Raw genomic sequence first — 22,273 nt, 5'->3', positions numbered from 1 at the left:
CTACATATTGCCAAAAGATCATGGCGAACGGGTGACTAGAATCTATCCGGCTGCCAAATATAAAAAGACAAAGGATGACTATGCGATTTGACAAACTGACGACTAAGTTTCAACAGGCTCTGGCCGATGCCCAGAGCATTGCACTTGCCAACGACTGTGGCTTCATCGAGCCGGCACATCTTCTCCTGGCCATGATTCAGGAGTCGGATGGCGGTATTCGCTCGCTGCTCGAGCGTTCGGGCGTTAATGTCACGGCGCTGACACGCGAAACCGAGGCGCTGGTCAAGCGTTTGCCGCAGGTGCAAGGCACCGGTGGCGAAATGCAGGCCTCGCGCGATCTGGGTAACCTGCTCAACCTCTGCGATAAGGAAGCCGCCAAGCGTGGCGACCAGTTCATCGCCTCCGAGCTGTTTTTGCTCGCCCTCTGTGAGGATAAGGGCGAAACGGGTCGTCTGTGCCGCGATAACGGTTTGAACCGCAAGTCGCTTGAGCTGGCCATCCAGGCCGTGCGCGGTGGCCAGAATGTGGATTCGTCGGATGCCGAAAGCCAGCGCGAAGCCCTCAAGAAATACTGCCTGGATCTGACCGAGCGTGCCCGCCAGGGTAAGCTGGATCCGGTGATTGGCCGCGATGACGAAATCCGTCGCTCCATCCAGATTCTGCAGCGTCGCAGCAAGAACAACCCCGTACTGATTGGCGAACCGGGTGTCGGTAAGACTGCCATTGTGGAAGGTCTGGCTCAGCGCATCATTGATGAGGAAGTGCCTGAAACCCTCAAAGGCAAAAAGGTGCTGTCGCTCGACATGGCCGCGCTGCTGGCCGGTGCCAAGTATCGTGGCGAATTCGAAGAGCGACTGAAAGCCGTACTGAAGGATATTGCTGCTGAAGAAGGCAAGATTATTCTCTTCATCGACGAAATCCACACCATGGTTGGTGCTGGTAAGGCTGAAGGCGCCATGGATGCCGGAAATATGCTCAAGCCAGCGCTGGCTCGAGGCGAACTGCATTGCATCGGGGCGACTACGCTAGACGAATACCGCAAGTACGTCGAGAAAGATGCCGCGCTGGAGCGCCGTTTCCAGAAGGTGATGGTGGAAGAGCCGTCTGTTGAATCGACCATTGCCATTTTGCGTGGTCTTCAGGAACGCTATGAAGTCCACCATGGTGTTGAGATCACCGACCCGGCCATCGTGGCTGCGGCCGAGCTTTCGCATCGCTATATTACGGACCGCTTCCTGCCGGATAAGGCCATCGATCTGATCGATGAGGCCGCCGCCAAGATCAAGATGGAAATCGACTCCAAGCCGGAGCAAATGGACAAACTCGACCGTCGTCTGATCCAGCTCAAGATCGAGCGCGAAGCCGTCAAGAAGGAAAAGGACGAAGCCTCGCAGAAGCGTCTGTCGCTCATCGAAGAAGAAATCAACACCCTGGGTAAGGAATACGCCGACCTCGATGAAATCTGGCGCGCCGAGAAGTCGACGCTGCAGGGTTCCTCGCAAGTGCGCGAAGAGATCGAAAAGCTGCGCCTGCAAATGGCCGAACTGCAACGCAAGGGTCAGTTCGACAAACTGGCCGAGCTGCAGTACGGCAAGCTGCCAGAACTGGAAGCGAAGCTGAAGGCTGCCGAAAGCAAGGGTGATGCTGCTAATGCGGAAGCCACCAAGCACAAGCTGCTGCGTACCGAAGTCGGTGCCGAAGAAATTGCCGAGGTCGTCTCGCGGGCAACGGGTATCCCTGTGTCCAAGATGATGGAAGGCGAACGCGCCAAGCTGTTGCAGATGGAAAGCTATCTGCACAACCGCGTGATCGGTCAGAAGGAAGCGCTGCGCCTGGTATCCGAAACCATTCGCCGCTCTCGTGCTGGGCTGTCGGATCCGAATCGTCCTTATGGCTCATTCCTGTTCCTGGGTCCAACGGGCGTCGGTAAGACAGAACTCACCAAGGCGCTGGCCGAATTCCTCTTCGACTCGCAGGATCATTTGATTCGCCTCGATATGAGTGAATTCATGGAGAAGCACTCGGTCGCTCGTTTGATCGGCGCACCTCCGGGTTATGTGGGTTACGACGAAGGCGGTTATCTGACCGAGGCGGTACGTCGCAACCCGTATAGCGTGATTCTGCTCGACGAAGTCGAGAAGGCCCATCCGGATGTATTCAACGTGCTGCTGCAGGTGCTTGATGATGGCCGCCTGACCGATGGTCAGGGTCGTACCGTCGACTTCCGTAATACCGTGATCATCATGACCTCCAACCTGGGCAGCCAGATGATCCAGCAGATGGCGGGTGACGACTATGGTGTGATCAAACTGGCAGTGATGGCCGAAGTGAAGACTTTCTTCCGTCCGGAATTTATCAACCGGATCGATGATGTCATTGTCTTCCATGCGCTGGATGAGAAGAACATCCGTGATATTGGCCGCATCCAGCTGCATTATCTGGAAAAACGCCTAGCTGCCATGGATATGGGGCTGGAGGTTTCCGATGCCGCCCTTGATCGGATTGCCGAATCCGGATTCGACCCGGTCTTTGGCGCGCGTCCGCTCAAACGGGCCATCCAGGCCGAGATCGAGAATCCACTGGCCACGCATATCCTGGAAGGGGACTTTGGTCCGAAGGATGTGATTAAAGTTGACTGTGTCAAAAACAAGATGGTCTTCAAGAAGTAAGAAGACCAGAAGCGAGAAGGGCGGCCGCAAGGCCGCCTTTTTCATTGGTAGAATTCGGCATGGCTGAAATCTATGTAAGCACCGATGTCGAAGCAGACGGTCCGATCCCCGGTCCGCATTCCATGCTTTCTTTTGCGTCCGCCGCCTATACGGCGGACAAGCAATTGATCGGCACTTTCAGCGCGAATCTGGAACTGCTGCCCGATGCCAAGGGGCATCCGCTGACCATGAAGTGGTGGAAGACCGAGCAGGAGGCCTGGGCCGCCTGTCGACAGGATCTGCAGGACCCCAAAGTGGCGATGAAAGAGTACGTCAAATGGGTGAAGAAGCTGCCCGGTAAAGCGGTCTTTGTTGCTTACCCCGCTGGCTTCGATTTCACCTTTATGTTCTGGTACATGATGAAGTTTACGGGGGAGTCGCCGTTTTCCTGGTCCGCGCTGGACATGAAAACCTTTGCCATGGCCTTATCGGGTTTGCCGTACCGGAGCTGCATTAAGCCCAAGCTACCCAAAGACTGGTTCGATGACCTGCCGCACACCCATGTGGCGCTGGACGATGCGCTGGAGCAGGGGGCGCTCTTCTGCAATATGCTGAGCCTCTGGCAGCAGCATCGCCAGACATTGGGCCTGCCCAATGAGGTGATGCCAGCGGAGGTGGCCACCCCGGAGCTGGAAGAAGGGGGCGTACCCGGTGTGTCGCCCAGAGTCACGGCCGAGTAGGTTATAATGAAAAAAATTCCCAATTTCTGGAGCACGACTCATGCCCCGCGTTGAATTCGATTACGTTTCGGACCATACCAAGTTCATCAATGAAGAGATGAAGAAGAATCCGCAATGGCGCATTGATCAGCTCAATGGCCGGGCTATCTGGTGGGACAAACCGCAGGATGTGAAGCAGAACGAAGCCTATGCCAGCGCCAAAGTGCCGCAGAAGTCGTACCCTTACGACGTGCTCTTTGATTCCTGATATCGGGATCCGTCGCGGGTTTCCTTAACAGCTGCTTAAGAGATCCCATGAAAAACACGCCTGGAAAACTGCCAGGCGTGTTTTTATGTCTGTTTTTGTAAAAAAGACCCTGTTTCGCGTTAACTTTATAACGTCTGCTTCGTTATAAGGCACATCATGCAAAAACTGCTGCTAATGCTGACGTTGGTCAGCGGCCTTGCGCTGGCCCAGGACAATAGCTTTGAGCGCGAATTCTCGAAGTTCGATAAGGATTTCGAGCGCCTTAACAGCTGGAAAGCTGAAACACCGGCCAGCAAAAAGCTCAAGCGGACACCTGCTGCCAATGCGGCAGCGACGGAGTCTCCTCCACCGGCAAACGGGGATGCAGCTTCAAAGCCTGCCGTGACGCCGTTGGATGACGGCACAGCGGCAAAGCCGGCCAACGAACCCGCCGGCGATAAACCCGTCACCGATGAAGCCACTTCTACCAAGCCACTTCAAAGTACGGCAGCGCCTAAAAAGTTGCCCAAAGGCGCCAAGGTAGAAAAGTTGGCACGTAACGACTTACTGGGCAACCAGATTTCAGACCCTGAGGTTCGTAAGAAAGTCCAGGAACTCTATCAACGACCGGATGTGGTCGTTCAACAATATGTACTACCGACCAACTAGGAGCTGTAATGAAAAAGTCTTTTCTGATAGTTTCGGCCATTTTTCTCGGACTGACGGCCTGTAGCAGCACCCCGAAAAATCCGGTGGACGCTACGCCGGGCCGTACGGCTGATGTCGAATTTCTTGAAGCCAACGGCCCGTTGACGCTCACGTTTGATGACAAGGGTAACTGGCTGTCGATCCGCTCTTCGGCCACGGCACCGCTGGTCAACAATGCGCCGGAAGGCGTGGAGATTGCTTTTAAAACGGCCACCATGCGGGCCAAGCGCAATCTGACCGAATTCATGTCGAATGACGTCAAGTCGACCAAATCGGTGCAGACTATTTCCAAGTCCTACCTGAAAAATATCGCGCAGGTGGATAGCGCCAACGAATCCAATACCTCAGGCGACGATGAGGATGCCGCCAGCAACAGCCAAGCCACCAAGGAAAGCCGTCAGAAGGCTAACACGGTGGCCCAGACGGTGCGTGAGCGCATTGACGATAACTCACAGGCCATTTTGAAGGGCGTACAGGTCGTCGAGCGTAAAGTCTCGAAGGAGCAGCAGCATGTATCGGTGACCATCCTGGTGACGCAGCAAAGCATCAAGGGTGCCGATCAGGCCCGTAAGGCGATGGGCGGCTTCTAATTAATGACACGGTGCTTCTGGCGGCACTCCCTGTGCTTAAGTACCGCCTTTTTTCTGTCGGCCTGCGCATCGACGCCTAAAAACGGCGATGTGCAAACGGTGCTGGCCGAAGGCACCGGTAGCACCTGTCAAGAAGCCCTGGGCCAGGCCAAAGTGCAGGCCAGCGACAAGGTGGTTGGCTCGTTCGTCAATAGTCAAAAGTCGCTGATGGCCGACAAGTATTACGCCGAGAGTATCAATGAATACAGCGGTGGTGTTGTACGCCAGTACACAGTGCTGGAAAGTAAGGGGGATTCACCCTGCGTCGTAAAGATTCGGGCCGAAGTATCGCTCGACAAAAAGAACATCGCATTGAATCCCAACAGCCGCTCTCTTAACCTGGGTGAAGTGGGGCGCTTTGTTGAAAAGCAGGATGAAGCCCGTGCTACGCTGGAGGCGCTGATCAAACGGCCGGCGATGTTCAGTGCGCGGATGGACCGGCTGCACGTGAGTACAGACAACCGCAAAAACGCCCAGATTGTGTTGCAGGTCTCTGATGTAGCCCCCAGTGAGAAGTGGTATTCCGATCTAGAATCTTTTCTCAACGTGCAGGGACAACGTGTCGATTTCGAGCGGGCCAAATGGTCCGACATCGGCAAGTCGTTGTTGTCACTGATTACGGCACCCGTGGCAGTGCCTCTGGGATTGGCGTCGTCACCCTTCAGGAATCAGACACCCCGCGGTACCGAGATTGTGAACGGCGAAGGGCTACTCTGCTTCCGTAACGATCCGCAGTATGAGACCTTGCGCTGTTACCAGACCTGGCTAGCGGGCGATGCTTTGCGTCAGCTACGCTCGATTCAGCTCATGCTGGTGGAACGCTCCAATGATAACGTGACCAGTACGCGCCAGATTCAGAAGGGGGCGTATCACATGGTCAGCTTCCGGGCATCGGATTACACGTATCAGAGCAAGACCATGGGCAATAAGCGGGACTTCTACCTCATTGAGCCGATGGGCGTCCCGTTTCGGGAGTACCTGACCGTGAACCGCGGTGCTCTGAGTGAGGAAAACGAATTCAGCGTCATCGTTCAGTTCGGTGCCGAGCAGCCAACCAGCCCCTTTTTGAAACCGGGGCCATCCGGACAGCCAGGACAGGGCACCCCTCAAATACGCTCACTTAACCCCGGCGCACTGCCGGTGATTAACACCCGCAGCCGCCAGAATATCTAGCCATTGCCGTTGCGAGTCAGCTCGGCGATCAGTGCGTGAGAGGTTTGACGACGCGTTTGATGGTGTTGTCTTCGGGGTTCGGCAGAATTTTGAAACCCAGCGAACTCATCAGATTAAGCATTTTAGTGTTGTCCGATAGCACGTCGCCGATGACTGCCGAATACCCCTTGGTGCGGGCGCAATCAATGAGCACCTGCATCAGCTTTCGGCCGAGGCCGCGCTTCTGCCAGCTATCCGCCACGGCCAGTGCAAACTCCACGGTCTCGCCGTCCGGGTTGGTGACGTAGCGTGAGGCACCAATCTGTTCTGGGATGCCGGCCTCGTTGATCTGTACCGCGACAAAGGCCATTTCCCGGTCGTAGTCGATTTGCGTGAACCGCACCAGTTGCGGCTTGGAAAGCTCGCGCATGGTATCCATGAAGCGGAAGTAGCGACTTTCATCCGACATGTTCTTGACGAACTCTTTTTCCATTTCCGCATCTTCCGGGCGTACCGGGCGGATGGTGACCGATGCACCATCGGGCAGGATCCATTCTTCCACCAGATGGTTCGGGTACGGATGGATGGCCATGTGGGCATAGCGATCCACCGTGGTCGGCGCGTAGTCAATCACGATGCGAGCGTCGGCGGCAATCACGCCTTCCTCATCGACAATCAGCGGATTGATATCCAGCTCGATGATCTGCGGAATCTCGCTGACCAAATCCGAGACATGCAGCAGCAGCTCGTAAATGGCATCGATATTTGCTGCGGGTACTGGGCCGTGGGCCTTGAGCAGGTTGAACGCACGGGTCGATTTGACCAGGCTTTCCGCCAGTACTTGGTTGAGCGGTGGGAGGGCCATGCCCCGATCCGGATACAGATCCGATTCATTGCCCCCACTACCAAAGGTGATGACCGGGCCAAAGGTGCGGTCGCGGAATACACCGACGCGGACTTCGCGGGCGTTAGTCCGCGAAACAAAAGGTTCGATGGATACTCCGGAAATCCGGGCGTTCGGGTGTTTACGTTTTACCGTATCGATAATATCGTGATAGGCATTCCGCAGGGACACGGCATCCTGAATGTTGAGACGTACACCGCCGGCATCTGTTTTACGCAGAATGTCGGGGGAGTCCACTTTCATGGCAATGGGGAAACCCAGCTGTTCGGCATACATCAGCGCATCGGCCACGCTGTGCGCCACCATGGTTTGCGCAACCGGTATCTTGAAGGCGCGCAGTACGGACTTGGATTCCATTTCCGACAGCGTTTTGCGCTTTTCTGAGAGCACCGCATCAATCAGCATGCGGGCACCTTCGATGCGCAGCTCGTTACCTTCGGTTTTGGCGGCCGGCGTTTGCAGGAGCAGCCGCTGGTTTTCGTAGAAAGTCGACAGGTTAGAGAACAGATCCACCGAAGATTCAGGCATACGGAACACCGGAATATTGTGCGACGACATGAACTCGCGCGCTTCACGTGTGTGTTCTTCCCCCATCCAGCAGGCGATGAGTGGTTTGTTGAGTTCCCTGGATAACTCCACCATCTGTTCGGCAACGGCCATGGGCTTGGTCATTGCCTGTGGCGTCAGCATCACGAGTAGGCCATCGACGTTGTCATCGGCGGCACAGAGTGCAATCGTTTCGCGGTAGCGGGCAGGCGTGGCATCACCGCCGATATCCACCGGGTTGGCGTGCGACCAAGTGGTCGGAAGCACCTTGTTCAGTGCCTGAATAGTCGAGTCCTGGAGATCTGCCAGCGGAATGCCGGCTTCGCTGGCGCGGTCAGCGGCAATTGCGCCGGGCCCACCGCCGTTGGTGATAATGAGGAGGCGCTTGCCTTTAGGTTGTAGTCGGTCATTGAGCGCTTTGGCACCTTCGATCAACTGGATGATACTGTTTACGCGCACCACGCCGGCACGGCGTACCGCCATGTCGAATACGGTATCTGAGCCACTGCGGATACCGCTGTGGGTCAGGGCGGCCGCTGTACCGGAGGCAAAGCGGCCGGTCTTGTAGAGCAGAATCGGTTTGATGCGGGCGGCCGAGCGCAGCGCTGACAGGAACAGGCGGGCGTTCTGGATGCCTTCGATGTAGAGCAGGATGTAGTGGGTGCGCGGATCATGCACCAGGTAATCAAGAATCTCGCCGAAATCGATATCGGTGGAGCGGCCCAGTGACACCACGGACGAAAAGCCCACCTTGTTGGGTAGGGCCCAATCCAGAATGGCGGAGCAGATTGCGCCCGATTGGGAGACCAGTGCCATCTTGCCTTCGTGGGCGCGCTCCTGGGTAAATGTGGCATTCAGTCGGCTAGGGGGGCGCATGATGCCCAGACTGTTCGGACCTAGAATCCGCACGCTGTAGCTACGAGCAATCTCGAGCACTTTGCGCTCCAGTGCCGCACCGGCATGCCCGCGTTCGGCAAAGCCACTGGAAACGATTAGTGCGAAGCGCACGCCGCGCTCACCACACTGCTCAATGATGCCCGGCACTGACATGGCTGGTGTGCAGATGATCGCCAGATCCACGCGACCCGGTACATCGTGGAGTGACTTGAAGGTCTGCTGGCCTTGCACCGTGTCGTGTTTCGGATTGATCGGAAACAGGCGGCCCCCGAAGCCGGTTTGCAGCAGGTTGGCAAACAGCACCTGGCCCACCGAGTCCTCCCGGTCACTGGCACCAAAAACGGCCACACTCTCGGGTTCAAATAGAGGCTTCAGATAATGTTCTTCAAGCATGATGATCTCTTTCTGCTAGTGAGCATGAGGCCCATGTCACTGGAATGATGCGGTGCATGAAAATAGATTCTACGCCTAATTTGAGAGGTGATCTGACGCAATAATTTGACCTGCGTCAACAGAACAGGAAGGATATTACCGACCACGCTCACTGGCCTCTCAACGCTTTGTTAACGGCAGCTGGTACAGGTGACCTGCATGATTTCGCGCTCGGGCAGACTGACGGCCGTCAGATGGCCGCCCCAGAGGCACCCCGAATCCAGTGCAATCAGATTGGGAGTCATTTTGAGGCCCAGTGCTGACCAGTGGCCAACCACCAATGTGTCCTTGGCCGTTTTGCGGCCCGGTACCTCGAACCAGGGCACATGGCCATCTGGTGCGTTTTCCGGTTTGCCTTTGATCCGGAGGTCCATCTGCCCCTGACGGGTGCAGAAGCGCATACGCGTCATGGCGTTGACGACCACCCGGGCACGATCCATGGCACCCAGCTTGGTTTGCCAGCCCAACGGGCTATCCCCCCAGAGATGACGCAGAAACTCCGCAAAATGTGGGCCGCGCAGATGCGTGGATACTTCATCGCTGAGGTTGAGCGCATCTTCTGCACTCCAGGCGGGTAGCAGACCGGCGTGTACCATGATGTAACGCTGGCCATCCAGCATCTGGGCGTGCGCCAGTGGTTGAGCTTTGAGCCAATCCAGAATCTCGGGCGCATCCGGGGCATCAAAGATCGGGCCCAGCGTATCGTCCTTTCCCCGGCGGGGCACGGCATCGGCGGCGACCATGAGCAGATAGAGATCATGGTTGCCGAGAACGGTTACCGCCGATTTGCCGAGCTTGCGCAGAAAGCGCAGTGTTTCCAGAGATTGGGGGCCACGATTCACCAGATCGCCCACCAGCCAAAGCGTATCCTGTGCCGGATCAAAACGGCACTTGTCCAGCAGTCGCTGCAGCGGGTCGTAGCACCCTTGAATATCGCCGATAGCCCAGATCGTCATAATGTCAAGATTCTAACGAAAAACACGTGGCTCGGTTCAAGTCAGGGATTGCAGAATCCGGTTTGCTGTATCGAAACCCGAAGCAACGGCAGCTTCCAGGGTAGCCGGGTAGTGCGGGTGGGTCCAGTCGCCGCTTAGCCATAAGCCGGGCAGGGGTTCAAGCTCGCCATCGGTGAGTCGCGCCGCTGGCGTGGCCGCATAGGTCGCCCGGTGCACCACTACTGCCTTCTGCCATGCACAAGGAGAATCAATCTGTAACGCTGATTGCACCTTGGTAGCACACGCTGCGGCCAAATCATCGTGTGCCAGCGTGCACCAAGGGCCATTGCCCGACAGTGACACCGCCAGGACGCCAGGCTCGCCACAATGTGCACGATCCATGACCCAGATGCGGGCGTCGCCCGGAAGCGGGCCATCGATTTGAATCAGCGGCGTAGGTAAACAAACGCGAGCATCGAAGCCCAAATAGACTGTGGCAATTGGTTGTGTACCAAATCGGCTGTTCAGCGTTGCTGTAGAAAACGGTACCGCCAGCTTATTCAGGGACCACGGCGGTATTGCCAGGACGACGTGCTTAAAGGTCTGGGGTACCGAGGTAGCGGCAAAATGAACCTGATAAGCGCTTTGATCAGAAACCGCGTTTGCATTCTCGATAGTCTGCGTGATCGCCGTGACGCGGTGGCCGCAATACACGACCCCATGCGCCGCCTGAATCGCCGCTACCAGGGGTTCAACGATGCTGGTGCTGAGATCGTCCGGGGGCTGCATGATCTGCAAGGCATTCGCACCGGCACCCAGGGTGTCGCGCAACACGGGTGCCAGACGGGCCATGGCCGCGACCTCCATTGGTGTATTGAGGATGGCCAGCACCAGTGGGGTCCAGAAATGGTGAACCAGTGCCGGCGTCTGATGCTGCGTCTGCAGCCACTGCAATACCGTCTCATGCGCTGGCACCTGCCACCCGCGCCATTGCAATGTTAGCAGCGCTTTAAGGAGTTGCAGGCGATCACTCAGGCTAAAACAGTTGGCACCCATAAGGCCCAACAACAAGCCGCTACGACCATGGCGACCGGTCAGCGAGAAGCTGCCTTCGGCGTTGCGATAGGCAAAAGCGTTAGCAGGGAGCGAGATGCCAATGTCGGCGAACAGGGTGGTGAGTGCCCGGCAACCGGACAGCATGAGATGTTGCCCGTTGTCGCGGTCGTGCCGATCCAGTCGGGCGCGGCGCGCCCGACCACCGGCTTCTAGGGCTGATTCGTAGACAATCGGCCTACAGCCGGCGCGTGCCAGCCGGAGTGCACAGGCCAACCCCGCCCACCCCCCACCGATAATGGCAACCGACGGTGCAGGCTCGCCGCTCGGACGCATCAATACTTGAACCAGGTCTTCAGGGCCAGCCACAGCTTGCGCAGTGGAGGCAGTGCCGTCTTCTGCTTCAGTACCTGGTAGTTATCCTTGGCAATCTCGTTGAGCAGGGTGCGGTAGACCGCCGCCATAATCAGGCCCGGGCGCTGAGCCGAGCGATCGGCCGCCGGCAGGTTGTCCAGTGCCTTATCGTAATAGGATTGGGCACGATCTCCCTGAAACTGCATCAGCGCCAGAAACGCCGGCGTTTCCTGCGCATTCAGAATATCGGCTGCCGGCACGTTAAAGCGTTGCAGTTCATCGACTGGCAGATAGATCCGGCCGCGCCGGGCGTCTTCACCCACATCGCGGATGATATTGGTCAGTTGCAGTGCGGTACCCAGCTCCGTAGCATAGCGCTGGGTTTTGCGATCCGTCATACCGAAGATTTCGGCCGACAACAGCCCCACAACCCCGGCCACCCGATAGCAATACAGCGACAGGGATTTAAAGTCCGGGTAACGGCTATATTCGAGATCCATCGCCATACCGTCGATGATCTCGTCGAAGTATTCCAGCGGCAGATCAAAACGCTGCCGAACGTCCCTGAGCGCCAGCGTCACCGGGTGCGTAGGCTGGGTTTGGCCAGCAGGAGACTCGAGTAGTGCCACTTCCTGTCGCCACCAGCTTAATTTGGCCGCAGCAATGGCCGGGTCATCGCACTCATCCACCACGTCATCGACTTCCCGGCAGAACGCGTACAGCGCATGAATGGCCTGACGTTTCTCCGGCGGTAGAAATAGAAAGGCGTAGTAGAACGAGGTGCCGCTTTCGGCAACCTTCTGCTGGCAGTAGTCGTGGTTATTCATCGGATGAGATTGTAGTGCACGCGGGGTGACCTTGGCAGATTAACGTCCGGTGGAAAAGAAGAACATGGAGAACCAATCCCGCCAGGTCAGTTTGGGTCGCCGCGTATAGACATCCCCGGCAATGGTATCGATTTTGTCAAGGATGCGCCGGCCACCGGCGACTGTGAGCCGCAGCTCGTGTCCAATCCGCCAGGATTGCCGGCCCAGCTGATCGGGGAGCGCATCACCCGCATCAAATAGACTTCTGACGCGTTGCGTCTGATACCGCATAAATGCTGCCCAGCGCAGGGGATCGCACCGCATACCATTTCCGGAAATAATATCGTCATCGTGATAGCCCCAGAGCGCGAGTTCATCCTGCGGCAGATAGACTCGGCTGTTAGCACCTTTGCGGGCATCCACGGCAATGTCCTGCCAGTGATTGGTGAGTTGCAGGGCGGTACAGATCGCATCCGACATGGCCAGGTGCTCTGGGGTGTCCGACTTAAAAAGAAACAGCATCAGATGTCCCACCGGGTTTGCTGAGCGGTCGCAGTAATCGAGCAGTTCATCGTAAGTCGCGTAGCGTGTCTGCTGCACATCCTGCATAAAAGCCGAGAGCAGGGCATGGCAAGGTAGTAATGGAAGGCCGATACGCAGATGCGCTTCCCGCAGAGGTTGGAATACCGGTGCCAGATCATCAGAGACGGGCCGCCCCGATCCGATACGGAGCAGCGCATCGTCGTACCTCCGCAGCTGGGCAAGCCGTTGATCCGGGCTCGCAGTGCCTTCGTCGGCAATGTCGTCGGCGCTGCGCGCAAAACGGTAAATAGCCGCCACGGGTTGCCGTAACGGGCGGGGCAACAGCAGCGAGGCTACGGGAAAGTTTTCGTAATGGTCGGTGGAATTCAAAGCCATGTGGCGAAGTGTAGGGTAATAAGCGCTTCAGTGTTAGAATCACAGCTCGCAAATGGCACCTGCCCAGGTGGCGAAATTGGTAGACGCACCAGATTTAGGTTCTGGCGAAGAAATTCGTGAAGGTTCGAGTCCTTTCCTGGGCACCACAATATATCTAGAAGCCGCCTAACAGGTGGCTTCTGGCATTTTTCGTATCAAATATTTCCTATGTGAATTGACCCGCCCACAAGCCGCATTACGCTGTCAAATTATGATTTGTTTGTGGGAAGACTGTGGGGAAAAATTACCAAAGAATATTAAGTATTTAAAATGTTGAGCACCAGATAAAAGTTCTGGTGCCAAAAGACGCGCTCCTAAAGACCATGAGTGCAAAGAACTAAATTTGTACACTTGCAGCTTTATGGTTGTAATGGTCAAAACTGCCTATGTATTCGAGTTTTTACTGCACAATGGCGAGCATAAGACGAATCAACTTTACAATCTAATAATCAGTGGACAATACAGACTGGACAAGTGTTGGAAGACTCAAACCCCTGTCGCTATCATCACTAGCCTTGATGTTGATGCATGGCTGCCTCGAAGTTACATCGCCATAGATAGATGCAAATGAAACATCCGCAGCATCTCTGCCTGTTCCTATTCGGATGAGACCCAGGGTGGTTGTGACGCCCGATGGGTCAAAAATGACCCATTGATTCCGTAGATACACCTCAACATAGGCGTGGAAGTCTGTCGGGCCAAGTGCAGGATCTGCGCCGTAATCAATTCCCGTTGTATAACGGGCAGGTATACCTAGCGCACGACACAATGCAATCATGAGGTGTGCAAAATCACGACAAACACCAGTCCCAGCAGAGAGTGTTTCAAGGGCTGAAGTCGATGAATTGCTAGACTTCATTTCAAAGGTGACGTTTCTACGAACCCACTCCTGAATGGCTGCTATTCGATCGTAACCCTTGGGCAATCCACCAAATTGTTTCATTGCCAACTGGGTCAAGCGATCAGACTGGCAATAACGACTTGGGTAAAGATAGGTAAGGACATCGTTCGGCAACTCGTTAATCGGTATCTCTTCGATGTCTGTCGAATTAAGGAAGAGATGTTTAAGCTGAATATCCGCTGTATATTTAATTTCAAGTTCGCCTTGAAATGCATGGAATCTCAAAAAACGATTCTTCCCAACAGTTTCAACATAACGATTAATAAAGAGGTTTTGACTGAGCGACAGTGACTCACATGCAATTGTCTGTGATTTGGTCTTAGCACCCTCAATATTGAGTATAAAGTCGGCACCTGTTTGACTCACATGGTAAGCCAAAGATATGTCTATCTGGATAAAGGGCATAGGCTTTGTGATGATTAAAAAAAGAAGGGGTTGTAAGCACTATATCGCTGTATGATGAAGCAAGTGTAACTTGAAACACTCAACCTAAAGGAGTAAGCCGTGGACAATCTTGACAATGAGCAACTCGTCGCCGCAAACAAAGCAGCGATAGACTCTCTACTTGCAGTTGCTAACACTGCCATGGCAACGGCAGAAAGTTACGCTGCATTAAATCTACTGGCTGCAAAGGAAACCATTAATGCAGCAACAACAAATTCAACTGCAGCTCTTCGCGCAAAAAGTCCTGAAGAACTAGCTGCATTACATAGTGCAGCAGTCCAACCAGCTATGCAGAGCGGCGTTGATTATTTTCGTAACGTTTACGAGATCTCCTCGGGTGCAGCTGGCGAATTCAGTAAGCTGATTCAGGCGCAGTTCGTACAATTCAACAAGGCAACTCAAGAGATGGCTGAAAAAGCTGCTGCTGCGTCGCCCTTTGGTGCAGACGCTGCACTTGCAGCGGTCAAGCAAGCATCTGCCGCCATGACTAAAGCCTATGACTATCTAAACAAAGTAACGAAGCAGGCTTCGGACTTGGCGCAAGAAAATGTCAATTCTTTGAATAAAGCTACAAAAAATAAGTAACCGCTTCTAGTTGAAAAAAAGCCAACCGATTGAGGTTGGCTTTTTCATTAGCTCTTTAAGTCAGGTTAAAAACACCTATTGCTCTCCGCCCTCTTGCTCTGCTTCTGCCAACATGGCCGTTACCGAGTCCAAACCTTCGCTTTGTGCAGCCTCAGAAATTTCTTCAAGTCGGGCTGCCGAGGCGATTAGTTTTGCCGTCATAGAGTTTGGCGGCAGCCCTTGGTAAACCTCAATAAGGCGTGACCGAACACATGCCAAAGGTTTTTCGGAAGCACCACTCCCAACCTCAATAGCTGAAAAAAGCGACGCAGCCAGTGACTGTAGGCCATCTTGGACGGCGAAGGCTGCAATAGATTCAGGTCTACAGTTATGCATGATTGCCAATGCAGTGGCAGAGTTGGACGGAATTGACCCTTTTGTCTCATCCAGAATTCGTTTGATTACGTCCATGGCGGTCTCCTTTGATTTGCCAAACCCCATCTTGCGCCCCAACCATTAACTTGTCTATGAAATGGTGAATGGTGGGTTGTTAGAAGAAAACCGCTAAGGTTTTCTGCCTTAGCGGGTAATTTTTCTGATTCATGAACTCCCAGAACTCCGTGGGCAGAAGTAAATCCACGTATTGCTAATTCAGTGATTGAATTGATGGTGTTGTGTTTAGCTTTATGAACTTGAGCTCCTTGGCATTCACATCCGCTTTCTTCAAGTCATATGCCTGCGGCGATGGATTCTCAAATGTTCTTGCGTAGTAGATTTGGTTCGCGGGATCTGCAATCACAGTCCACTCAGTATATTCATAGCCACCAGCACCGCCACCATAAGGGTTACTTGCTGGTAGGTTGATTGAGCCTGGTGGGATATCGAAGTTATCCATAATGTGCCAAACAGTATTAACTTGTTGTTTGGCACTGCCCTTGGGTACTGATGAAGAATAGATTACGGCTCTCACAAAACGGCTTGTGCTGAGCATATCGCCAGGAATTCCCGCCAAACCGCTGCCAGAGCTTGGAGGACTTATTTTCTGGCCTTTTATAGAGATGGCGTTATGCTCAACTGGGGTCAGATTCACGTAATTCCCAAGATTTGTTAGGTGCCAGGCGAACGGCGGGTCATTGGTTGTGACGCCGATTGGATTGTCATGAATGACTAGCTTCCCATCAAGATACTCAACGACGATGCTCTTGCCTTGAGCGTCATGTAGCTGCATTCTGACTTGCACAACGCCGTTGTAAGCACCCAGTGGGGAACTGTTCACAAAAATCTGTGAGAAACCCTTTTTTACCTCTTCAACAGATGCATAATTACTTAAGGCATAAACCAGCATTTGATACGAGGCAATGCTGTTCTTGGAGTCAGCCTCTGAAGGCTTTTGGTAAACAGCGGTCCCTGGGGCATTCATCAGACCGCCCGACATGCCATTTTCATTCATGCCGTCTACGTAAATTGGCTGGCTAAGGGCATTCATGCCTGTAACCGCATATTTTGATTTCCAACTAAGACCAGTGCCAGGCTTTCCATCATTTCCTACGCCTTGGAAGTCATAATTGCGAGGCGTAACCATGATTTCAGATTTTAGCGGAATGCCGAACTCCATCGTGCGCCCATAGACGTAGCTGCCTTCAGTGGTTGGAACGATCAGGCTCGTGCATGCCTGGACTTGTGAAAATCCGAAGGTTGAAAGCGCAATTATGCAGGCGACTGAGCGGAAACTCTTACGCATTGGGTATCTCCAATGTTGATGGGTGATGAGTAATTTACAGCAATCCTTGGGATCAATGGCCATCAGTTACGTTGTTTGTTAAGCACAAACCAGGTGTGGCGCTTTGGTTTTTTTGTCCCTAGTTCAACTCGCAGTACTCCTATATTGAATTTGTAGTTGGTTGGTGGCGTTCCCACAAAAGCGTGGGAAAAATTGTGGGAAATGCAAAACAATTTAATACATCAAAGCCTGAAACACAAGCCAGAAGCGGTTTTCAGAAAAGCGGAATTCTCGCTATTTAAGATTTAGGTTCTGGCGAAGAAATTCGTGAAGGTTCGAGTCCTTTCCTGGGCACCACAATGCACCTAGAAGCCGCCTGTTAGACGGCATCTGTCATTTTGTAGCTAGGAAAAACTGACGTCGAAATTTGCCTGCACGGAAGTCGCATGCTGCTGACCAATTATGATCTGAGTGTGGGAAGACAGTGGGAAAAATATACCAAAATGTTTTGGTTTTAAGTGTGGTGCGCAACAGATAAAACATCTGGTGCGAACATCAACTATTGACTTGATTAAATTATCAACTTAAAAATCGCATATGAATGTGAATGGTTTGGCATTTCATGCCGCCCTAAAAAGTAACGATTACCGACTTGTTTTTTAAATAATTATCAAATTCTGTACCAAAGGGGTAGGATGAGTCGGTTGATTACAATCCAGTAAAAATAAATGACCTCAGAAAAACATGATTTAGACGAACTATCGTTAAGGTACAGGCGCCTTTTTGAAGCGGCGCAAGATGGTATTTTGTTACTCGATTTTCCCGACGGCCGGATTGAAGATGCCAACCCCTACATTCTTAATATTCTGGGGTACAGCCATGATGAAGTTTTGGGTAAACAGCTATGGGAACTGGGGCTATTAGCCGATAGGAAAAAGGCAGAAGCGGTTCAACGCAAGATTGTTGAGGAGGGCTATGCACGTTTTGAAGACATCGAACTGGTATCTAAAAGCGGCAAGACAGTACCCGTCGAGTTTATAGCGAACTCATATCGTGTGGATGGGCTCACGGTAATTCAGTGCAACATCCGAGAGATTAGCGAAAGAAAACAGGCGGAGGTTGCGCTTGCTCAAGAACAAACGAAGATTGCACAACAGATGTATGAAGTAATAGATAGTCTGTCGAACGTTATTGAGGCCAGAGACCCATACACAGCAGGCCATCAGAAACGTGTGACGGATCTGTCTGTGGCGATTGCTCATGAGATGAAACTTGCGCCATCACTGATAGATGGCATCCGCTTTGCATCGCAGGTACATGATATTGGTAAAATCAGCATACCTACCGAGATACTCACCAAGCCTTCCACGCTTACTTCGTATGAGGTCATGATGCTTAGAAGTCACGCTCAGGCAGGCTACGAGATCCTCAAGCCACTAAGTTTCCCATGGCCTGTGGCCGATATTATTCTGCAGCACCACGAGCGACTTGATGGCAGTGGCTATCCCAATGCCCTCAAGGAAAATGATATTTTGGTTGAGGCAAAAATCATCGCTGTAGCCGATACGGTTGAAGCCATGTCGAGTGATCGGCCCTATCGATCATCTAAAGGCGTTGACCATGCACTAGAAGAAATTGAGATAAACAGCGGTGTGCTATACGATCAGGAAGCGGTAAAAGCCTGTCTTGATTTGTTCCGGAACAAGGGCTATCGGTTTCCTGAGGTTTATCACCGTGAATTCCGGCGCCTCTGATTTTGCTCACGTCCTAGCAGGCTAGATACTGGCTAATGAACTTTAAACTAGTTGATCAGTCCCGACGCAATGCCCGTTATATCATTCGGGTATATCTGATAACTATCGTCGTTATGCTTGTGGGTATTGTCATTTCGTTATCTAGAAATTGGTTAGACAAGGTTAAAACCACGAAAGTGAATCTGCTTCATAATGCCAGCATGGTTTCCGGCATGCTAGATGCCAGTTTGCAGGATGCACTCAAACTGCTTGGGATTACTCACAGAGACTTACAAGAAGCGATTTTTAAACAAGATAGCGATGCAAGTGCAATCAAAATCCACCGCTTGCTTCGAAACTCGATCCTGCAATTCGGCCAATATAAGCGGGATGATGTATTTGGGCGTCTTTTTTATATCGACAAGGGTGGCAAAATTGTTGCGCAAAGTGCCGATAGCTCATTGCCGGATATCAACGTATCAGACAGGCGATACTTTAGAGAGATACAAAATAACCCAGAACTTAAATTCGCTATAGGCAACCTGGTAACGGCCCGTGTAACTGGGGTTGAAGTGTTTCATATGGCAGTACCGCTGCACGATCGGCAAGGTAATTTTAATGGGGTACTCGCCCAACAGATCAAAGTCGACGATCTTTCAAGTCTGATCAATCTTACCTATTCAGATAAATCGGGAATGTTTCAGAGCATATTGCCGGATGGACAAGTTGTATTTATCTATCCCAGGAGCGATGCCGGTTCTTCCGAACCCGATCTTCAATCGAATCAAGCATACATTCAAAGGATTAACAGCCTCAACCAGCAGCGAGGATCTCTAGAATACGGCATTGGCTTTGGGACTAACATTTCCGCTTTCATGAAGTCGCCTGATTTTGGTTTAATCACGATGGCATCTGTTCCGCTTGCCGGTGTTGTCTCTGGGTACTTTTCAGATCAAATGTACCTGTTGATCTACGGGGCTGTTGCTGTGGTCGTCGTCTCTGTGCTTTTCTGGTTGTTTTATCAGAAGTCAATCGACTTTCATTTAATGCAAGAGCGTTCAATACGTGATGCTTTAACGGGGTTATATAACCGTAGAGGCTTGGATGAAGAGTTGCCCGATTTGATGAGGCAGTCGCAACGCAACAAAGAACCTATTAGCGTTCTTTTCATTGATATTGATTACTTTAAGCATCTGAACGATCAGTTTGGCCATGAATCTGGGGATCAAGTATTGATAAGGCTTTCCCGCCTTTTGGAAAATCAATTGAATAGGCCGTTTGACTTTTTGTGTCGCTGGGGCGGAGAAGAGTTTGTAATTGTTCTACCAGGAACCAACGAAGCAGGGGCTGTTCATGTGGGTCAACGAATTCTGTATGCGGTTCGTATCATGCCAACCGGATTAGCGTCATCACCGGAGCTAAAAGTCACGGTAAGTATTGGTTTGTCATCTATGGTTGTTGATCAGTTCAACGCTAAGGACGATCTTGTTGACCAAGCTGACAAAGCGATGTTTCAAGCCAAGGATTGTGGAAGAAATTGTCTGGTCGTCTTTGGCAGTGCGACTCAGAATGCGTAGATTAACTCTTGCATCAAATACCGGTAGGAGTAATCCGGGCCGAGAAAGCCCGCAGATTTGCCATAACCAAGGCGTGTTCTAAAGAACAGATTTCCGGAAATTGGGCTGGTAGCACCGGCCTCAAGAAGTTGGGTGGTAGTTGTAGACTGGTCGTTGATACCTTGTTGACCAAGGCCAGCTGTGCCATTCAGGATCCAGCCGTTGATTCTCTTGCGAATACCAAGCGCCAGCATGCCTTCGTAATAGTCTTCCGGATTAAAGTAGTTGTTGGTCACGTTGACATTACTGTCATGATATTGACGATATCGTGCCTGAAGCGTCACCCCATAATCCGGGATCAGATCATAGACAGCCTTTAGACGCATAAACGCTCTGGTATTTGTATCCGAAAAGAACATGTCGCCGCCCATACCAATCAGCGTGAGCCGTTCGAATGGCTTGTATTCAAGACTCGCGCCGGTCATGGTGTAGTAGACGTTGTTGTTGATCGCATTTTGAGTTTCTACCCGATCACGGGTCACCATAAGCTCAGCATTGACCTTATCAGTCAGGTTAAGACTGTACTGACTGTCGGTAGTTAATAGACCGAAACTGTTTTCACGGTTGTAACCAAGATTCAGGTTGTATCCAAGTCCAGAGCGTGGATTTATGGCCTTGGTGACAATTCGGGTTTCGTTAGCAAAGGAGTGCCAGCCGTTCTGGGAAAACTGATTGCGCTGATATTCAACCCCTGTATAGCGGTCGCCGTGTTCATAAAGGGGGAGTATCCCTGTTTTGTAACGATAGGTACTGAAACCTTCACTATCAGCCATTCCAAAAAAACTGGGTATCAATATTGCCTGTCGCCAGTTTGTGCTGTCGTTCGGTTCATCGGCCTGTGCTGCTATCGTTGCCGATAGCAGCAAGCAAAGCACTATAAAATGGCGACTCACTTTGTGCCCCAAGACTTGCGTAGCTTCAGCAGTTCAGAGAGATAACCGAAAACGCACGCCGGTTGCAGGATCATGCTATACGCCAGCATGTAAAAGAGAAAACCGAATAAATTTTTACGAATCACAAGACCTTCAGACCTGAACATCTTTTCGCTGGCATGCAGCATGATCCGATTAAGAACGGCTGCTACTGGCAAAAGTGCCAGTGTCATCGGACCAACAATCCAGAAGTAACCGAAGCAGGCAAGCAAGATCCCTGGAATAAATCCAATGGTGTAGGCCAGATCCATCAGCGGGAATAGAAGGTTCCACCAAATAAATATCGTGGTCATTCTGGGTTTGAAAAGGATACAGGGGTTAGCATTGAAGGCTTCTATAAGCCCACGGGACCAGCGTTGCCTCTGGCGAACAAAGCCTTTTAGGGTATCTGGGCATCGTGTAAACACGCAGGCATCTTCCGCATGGCCCACCCGGTAGCCTGCATCAAGAATCTTCCAGGTAAGCACAATATCTTCGCCGACCGTATTCGGCCAGCCTCCCAGAGATTCAATGACCTTTCGGTCATAAAGTGAAAATGCGCCCTGTGCGACGAGCGTGCCCTGAAATAGTGATTGAATTCTTTTAATTGATGCAATCCCAAGAAAATAATCCCATTCCTGAGCTTTAGTAATCCAGTTTTGGCGCGAGTTTCGTATCAGTATTTCACCGGCTACGGCAGCCGTGTTGGTGGGGTCTGATAAATATCGCTCCACGAGGTTTCTGACAGCATTGCTTTTCACATAGCAGTCTCCATCCACGGTTAGAACAATGTCCGTAGTGGCATTTTTTAGGCCGATATTGAGTACGTAGGCTTTGCCGTGGTTCTGGTCGAAATTAAGAATTTGTAACTCATCGCTTTCCCGTTGGCATGACCTTGCAATGCTCGCCGTTTCATCTGATGAGCCATCGTTCAGAACAATAATACGCATAGGCGCAGGGTAATCTTGGCACCCAAGGCTCGTTAGGGTGTCGTGGATGCCCTTTTCTTCGTTGTATGCGGCAACAAGCACTGTAATGGGTGGAAATAGCCGTGGCAGGGTATGTGTCGGCCGACGATCCAGTATGAGTGATGCCACAACAAAAGCATTCATGAAGCCAGGAATAATGGCAATAAAACCAATCAGGTAGGCCGCTACCCATGGTCCTGTCACAGCCGTTAGATCATTAAACCAGGGTTTGGCCAGATATAAGGACAAGATCGCCCACCAGCTGGCAAGCAGCAGTACGATGATAAATTTAGTTCTGATTGAAATGTAAAGTAGGCTCAGACACTATTCCTTGAAGTGAAAATCTAAAAATTTAAGACGCACTAGATTCTTGTAACAGTCTATACCTATTGGACTTCACCCGTTTCGGTAGACAACTCATAATGTCTA

General features: G+C 52.2%; 19 protein-coding genes and 1 tRNA gene. 10 read left to right on the top strand and 10 right to left on the bottom strand.

All coding sequences use genetic code 11. The annotated features are described in order from the left end of the window. Positions 1 to 80 precede the first annotated feature (80 nt). From clpB to AC3GOJ_RS03365, 6 genes are all read left to right on the top strand, one after another. Positions 81 to 2,669 (top strand): ATP-dependent chaperone ClpB, encoded by a 2,589-nt coding sequence (clpB, locus tag AC3GOJ_RS03390; protein WP_488236126.1) that lies wholly within the window; start codon positions 81 to 83, stop codon positions 2,667 to 2,669. A gap of 59 nt (positions 2,670 to 2,728) precedes the next feature. Then, a complete protein-coding gene (locus AC3GOJ_RS03385; protein WP_488236055.1) occupies positions 2,729 to 3,388 on the top strand; it encodes a 3'-5' exonuclease family protein in 660 nt (219 codons plus the stop codon). Between the two features lie 40 nt (positions 3,389 to 3,428). Then, positions 3,429 to 3,635, top strand: a complete 207-nt coding sequence (locus AC3GOJ_RS03380; protein WP_488236054.1) for a DUF3460 family protein — start codon at positions 3,429 to 3,431, stop codon at positions 3,633 to 3,635. Positions 3,636 to 3,791: 156 nt separating this feature from the next. Further along, complete coding sequence (locus AC3GOJ_RS03375; protein WP_488236053.1) at positions 3,792 to 4,283, top strand: hypothetical protein; 492 nt, start codon at positions 3,792 to 3,794, stop codon at positions 4,281 to 4,283. A gap of 8 nt (positions 4,284 to 4,291) precedes the next feature. Then, a complete protein-coding gene (locus AC3GOJ_RS03370; RefSeq protein ID WP_488236052.1) occupies positions 4,292 to 4,912 on the top strand; it encodes a hypothetical protein in 621 nt (206 codons plus the stop codon). A 3-nt stretch (positions 4,913 to 4,915) separates the two neighbouring features. Then, the gene (locus AC3GOJ_RS03365; protein WP_488236051.1) at positions 4,916 to 6,124 is read left to right on the top strand and encodes a hypothetical protein; all 1,209 of its coding nucleotides are present in this window, start codon (positions 4,916 to 4,918) and stop codon (positions 6,122 to 6,124) included. Between the two features lie 28 nt (positions 6,125 to 6,152). Here the strand turns inward: AC3GOJ_RS03365 and AC3GOJ_RS03360 are convergent, their stop codons facing one another. The 5 genes from AC3GOJ_RS03360 to hpnC all read right to left on the bottom strand — a co-directional run bounded on the left by AC3GOJ_RS03360 (position 6,153) and on the right by hpnC (position 12,948). Beyond that, complete coding sequence (locus tag AC3GOJ_RS03360; protein WP_488236050.1) at positions 6,153 to 8,843, bottom strand: bifunctional acetate--CoA ligase family protein/GNAT family N-acetyltransferase; 2,691 nt, start codon at positions 8,841 to 8,843, stop codon at positions 6,153 to 6,155. A gap of 170 nt (positions 8,844 to 9,013) precedes the next feature. Continuing rightward, positions 9,014 to 9,838 (bottom strand): symmetrical bis(5'-nucleosyl)-tetraphosphatase, encoded by an 825-nt coding sequence (locus AC3GOJ_RS03355; RefSeq protein WP_488236049.1) that lies wholly within the window; start codon positions 9,836 to 9,838, stop codon positions 9,014 to 9,016. A 36-nt stretch (positions 9,839 to 9,874) separates the two neighbouring features. Further along, entirely contained in the window at positions 9,875 to 11,239 is a 1,365-nt protein-coding gene (gene hpnE, locus AC3GOJ_RS03350) for a hydroxysqualene dehydroxylase HpnE (RefSeq protein WP_488236048.1), read from the bottom strand. Further along, positions 11,206 to 12,051, bottom strand: coding sequence for a presqualene diphosphate synthase HpnD (gene hpnD / locus AC3GOJ_RS03345; RefSeq protein ID WP_488236047.1), 846 nt, complete (start codon positions 12,049 to 12,051; stop codon positions 11,206 to 11,208). The genes hpnE and hpnD overlap by 34 nt, the downstream gene beginning before the upstream one ends. Before the next feature lie 39 nt (positions 12,052 to 12,090). Then, positions 12,091 to 12,948: a squalene synthase HpnC gene (gene hpnC / locus AC3GOJ_RS03340; protein ID WP_488236046.1), complete on the bottom strand. Its 858-nt coding sequence runs from the start codon at positions 12,946 to 12,948 to the stop codon at positions 12,091 to 12,093. 61 nt (positions 12,949 to 13,009) lie between these two features. Between hpnC and AC3GOJ_RS03335 the strand changes: the two genes are divergently transcribed. After that, positions 13,010 to 13,094, top strand: a tRNA-Leu gene (locus AC3GOJ_RS03335). A gap of 335 nt (positions 13,095 to 13,429) precedes the next feature. Here AC3GOJ_RS03335 and AC3GOJ_RS03330 read toward each other — a convergent pair. Continuing rightward, the gene (locus AC3GOJ_RS03330) at positions 13,430 to 14,293 is read right to left on the bottom strand and encodes a transglutaminase-like domain-containing protein (protein WP_488236045.1); all 864 of its coding nucleotides are present in this window, start codon (positions 14,291 to 14,293) and stop codon (positions 13,430 to 13,432) included. Positions 14,294 to 14,392: 99 nt separating this feature from the next. Between AC3GOJ_RS03330 and AC3GOJ_RS03325 the strand changes: the two genes are divergently transcribed. Beyond that, positions 14,393 to 14,917, top strand: a complete 525-nt coding sequence (locus AC3GOJ_RS03325) for a phasin family protein (protein ID WP_488236044.1) — start codon at positions 14,393 to 14,395, stop codon at positions 14,915 to 14,917. Between the two features lie 75 nt (positions 14,918 to 14,992). Here AC3GOJ_RS03325 and AC3GOJ_RS03320 read toward each other — a convergent pair whose 3' ends face one another. Both AC3GOJ_RS03320 and AC3GOJ_RS03315 read right to left on the bottom strand, forming a co-directional pair. Beyond that, on the bottom strand, positions 14,993 to 15,367 hold the full coding sequence (locus AC3GOJ_RS03320; RefSeq protein WP_488236043.1) for a hypothetical protein: 375 nt from the start codon (positions 15,365 to 15,367) through the stop codon (positions 14,993 to 14,995). A 175-nt stretch (positions 15,368 to 15,542) separates the two neighbouring features. After that, positions 15,543 to 16,637 (bottom strand): linear amide C-N hydrolase, encoded by a 1,095-nt coding sequence (locus AC3GOJ_RS03315; RefSeq protein ID WP_488236042.1) that lies wholly within the window; start codon positions 16,635 to 16,637, stop codon positions 15,543 to 15,545. A 707-nt stretch (positions 16,638 to 17,344) separates the two neighbouring features. Here AC3GOJ_RS03315 and AC3GOJ_RS03310 point away from each other — a divergent pair. Both AC3GOJ_RS03310 and AC3GOJ_RS03305 read left to right on the top strand, forming a co-directional pair. Next, entirely contained in the window at positions 17,345 to 18,370 is a 1,026-nt protein-coding gene (locus AC3GOJ_RS03310; protein ID WP_488236041.1) for an HD-GYP domain-containing protein, read from the top strand. 35 nt (positions 18,371 to 18,405) lie between these two features. Next, the gene (locus AC3GOJ_RS03305) at positions 18,406 to 19,926 is read left to right on the top strand and encodes a sensor domain-containing diguanylate cyclase (RefSeq protein ID WP_488236040.1); all 1,521 of its coding nucleotides are present in this window, start codon (positions 18,406 to 18,408) and stop codon (positions 19,924 to 19,926) included. Here the strand turns inward: AC3GOJ_RS03305 and AC3GOJ_RS03300 are convergent. Together AC3GOJ_RS03300 and AC3GOJ_RS03295 are read right to left on the bottom strand one after the other, a co-directional pair. Beyond that, the gene (locus tag AC3GOJ_RS03300; protein ID WP_488236039.1) at positions 19,914 to 20,858 is read right to left on the bottom strand and encodes a hypothetical protein; all 945 of its coding nucleotides are present in this window, start codon (positions 20,856 to 20,858) and stop codon (positions 19,914 to 19,916) included. The genes AC3GOJ_RS03305 and AC3GOJ_RS03300 overlap by 13 nt on opposite strands. Continuing rightward, entirely contained in the window at positions 20,855 to 22,093 is a 1,239-nt protein-coding gene (locus AC3GOJ_RS03295; RefSeq protein WP_488236038.1) for a glycosyltransferase family 2 protein, read from the bottom strand. Before AC3GOJ_RS03295 ends, AC3GOJ_RS03300 begins: the two co-directional genes overlap by 4 nt. Positions 22,094 to 22,273 lie beyond the last annotated feature (180 nt).

It is taken from the genome of Fluviibacter sp. (assembly GCF_057744235.1).
Note: the sequence above shows the minus strand (reverse complement) of the source record. Positions and strands in the feature narration are given on the sequence as shown.

Coding starts and splice junctions, on each gene's coding strand:
- AC3GOJ_RS03360 (WP_488236050.1), bottom strand. CDS start 8,843: ATGCTTGAAGAACATTATCTGAAGCCTCTATTTGAACCCGAGAGTGTG.
- hpnD (WP_488236047.1), bottom strand. CDS start 12,051: ATGAATAACCACGACTACTGCCAGCAGAAGGTTGCCGAAAGCGGCACC.
- AC3GOJ_RS03385 (WP_488236055.1), top strand. CDS start 2,729: ATGGCTGAAATCTATGTAAGCACCGATGTCGAAGCAGACGGTCCGATC.
- AC3GOJ_RS03310 (WP_488236041.1), top strand. CDS start 17,345: ATGACCTCAGAAAAACATGATTTAGACGAACTATCGTTAAGGTACAGG.
- AC3GOJ_RS03305 (WP_488236040.1), top strand. CDS start 18,406: ATGAACTTTAAACTAGTTGATCAGTCCCGACGCAATGCCCGTTATATC.
- AC3GOJ_RS03365 (WP_488236051.1), top strand. CDS start 4,916: ATGACACGGTGCTTCTGGCGGCACTCCCTGTGCTTAAGTACCGCCTTT.
- clpB (WP_488236126.1), top strand. CDS start 81: ATGCGATTTGACAAACTGACGACTAAGTTTCAACAGGCTCTGGCCGAT.
- AC3GOJ_RS03375 (WP_488236053.1), top strand. CDS start 3,792: ATGCAAAAACTGCTGCTAATGCTGACGTTGGTCAGCGGCCTTGCGCTG.
- hpnC (WP_488236046.1), bottom strand. CDS start 12,948: ATGGCTTTGAATTCCACCGACCATTACGAAAACTTTCCCGTAGCCTCG.
- AC3GOJ_RS03380 (WP_488236054.1), top strand. CDS start 3,429: ATGCCCCGCGTTGAATTCGATTACGTTTCGGACCATACCAAGTTCATC.
- AC3GOJ_RS03320 (WP_488236043.1), bottom strand. CDS start 15,367: ATGGACGTAATCAAACGAATTCTGGATGAGACAAAAGGGTCAATTCCG.
- AC3GOJ_RS03355 (WP_488236049.1), bottom strand. CDS start 9,838: ATGACGATCTGGGCTATCGGCGATATTCAAGGGTGCTACGACCCGCTG.
- AC3GOJ_RS03330 (WP_488236045.1), bottom strand. CDS start 14,293: ATGCCCTTTATCCAGATAGACATATCTTTGGCTTACCATGTGAGTCAA.
- AC3GOJ_RS03315 (WP_488236042.1), bottom strand. CDS start 16,637: ATGCGTAAGAGTTTCCGCTCAGTCGCCTGCATAATTGCGCTTTCAACC.
- AC3GOJ_RS03370 (WP_488236052.1), top strand. CDS start 4,292: ATGAAAAAGTCTTTTCTGATAGTTTCGGCCATTTTTCTCGGACTGACG.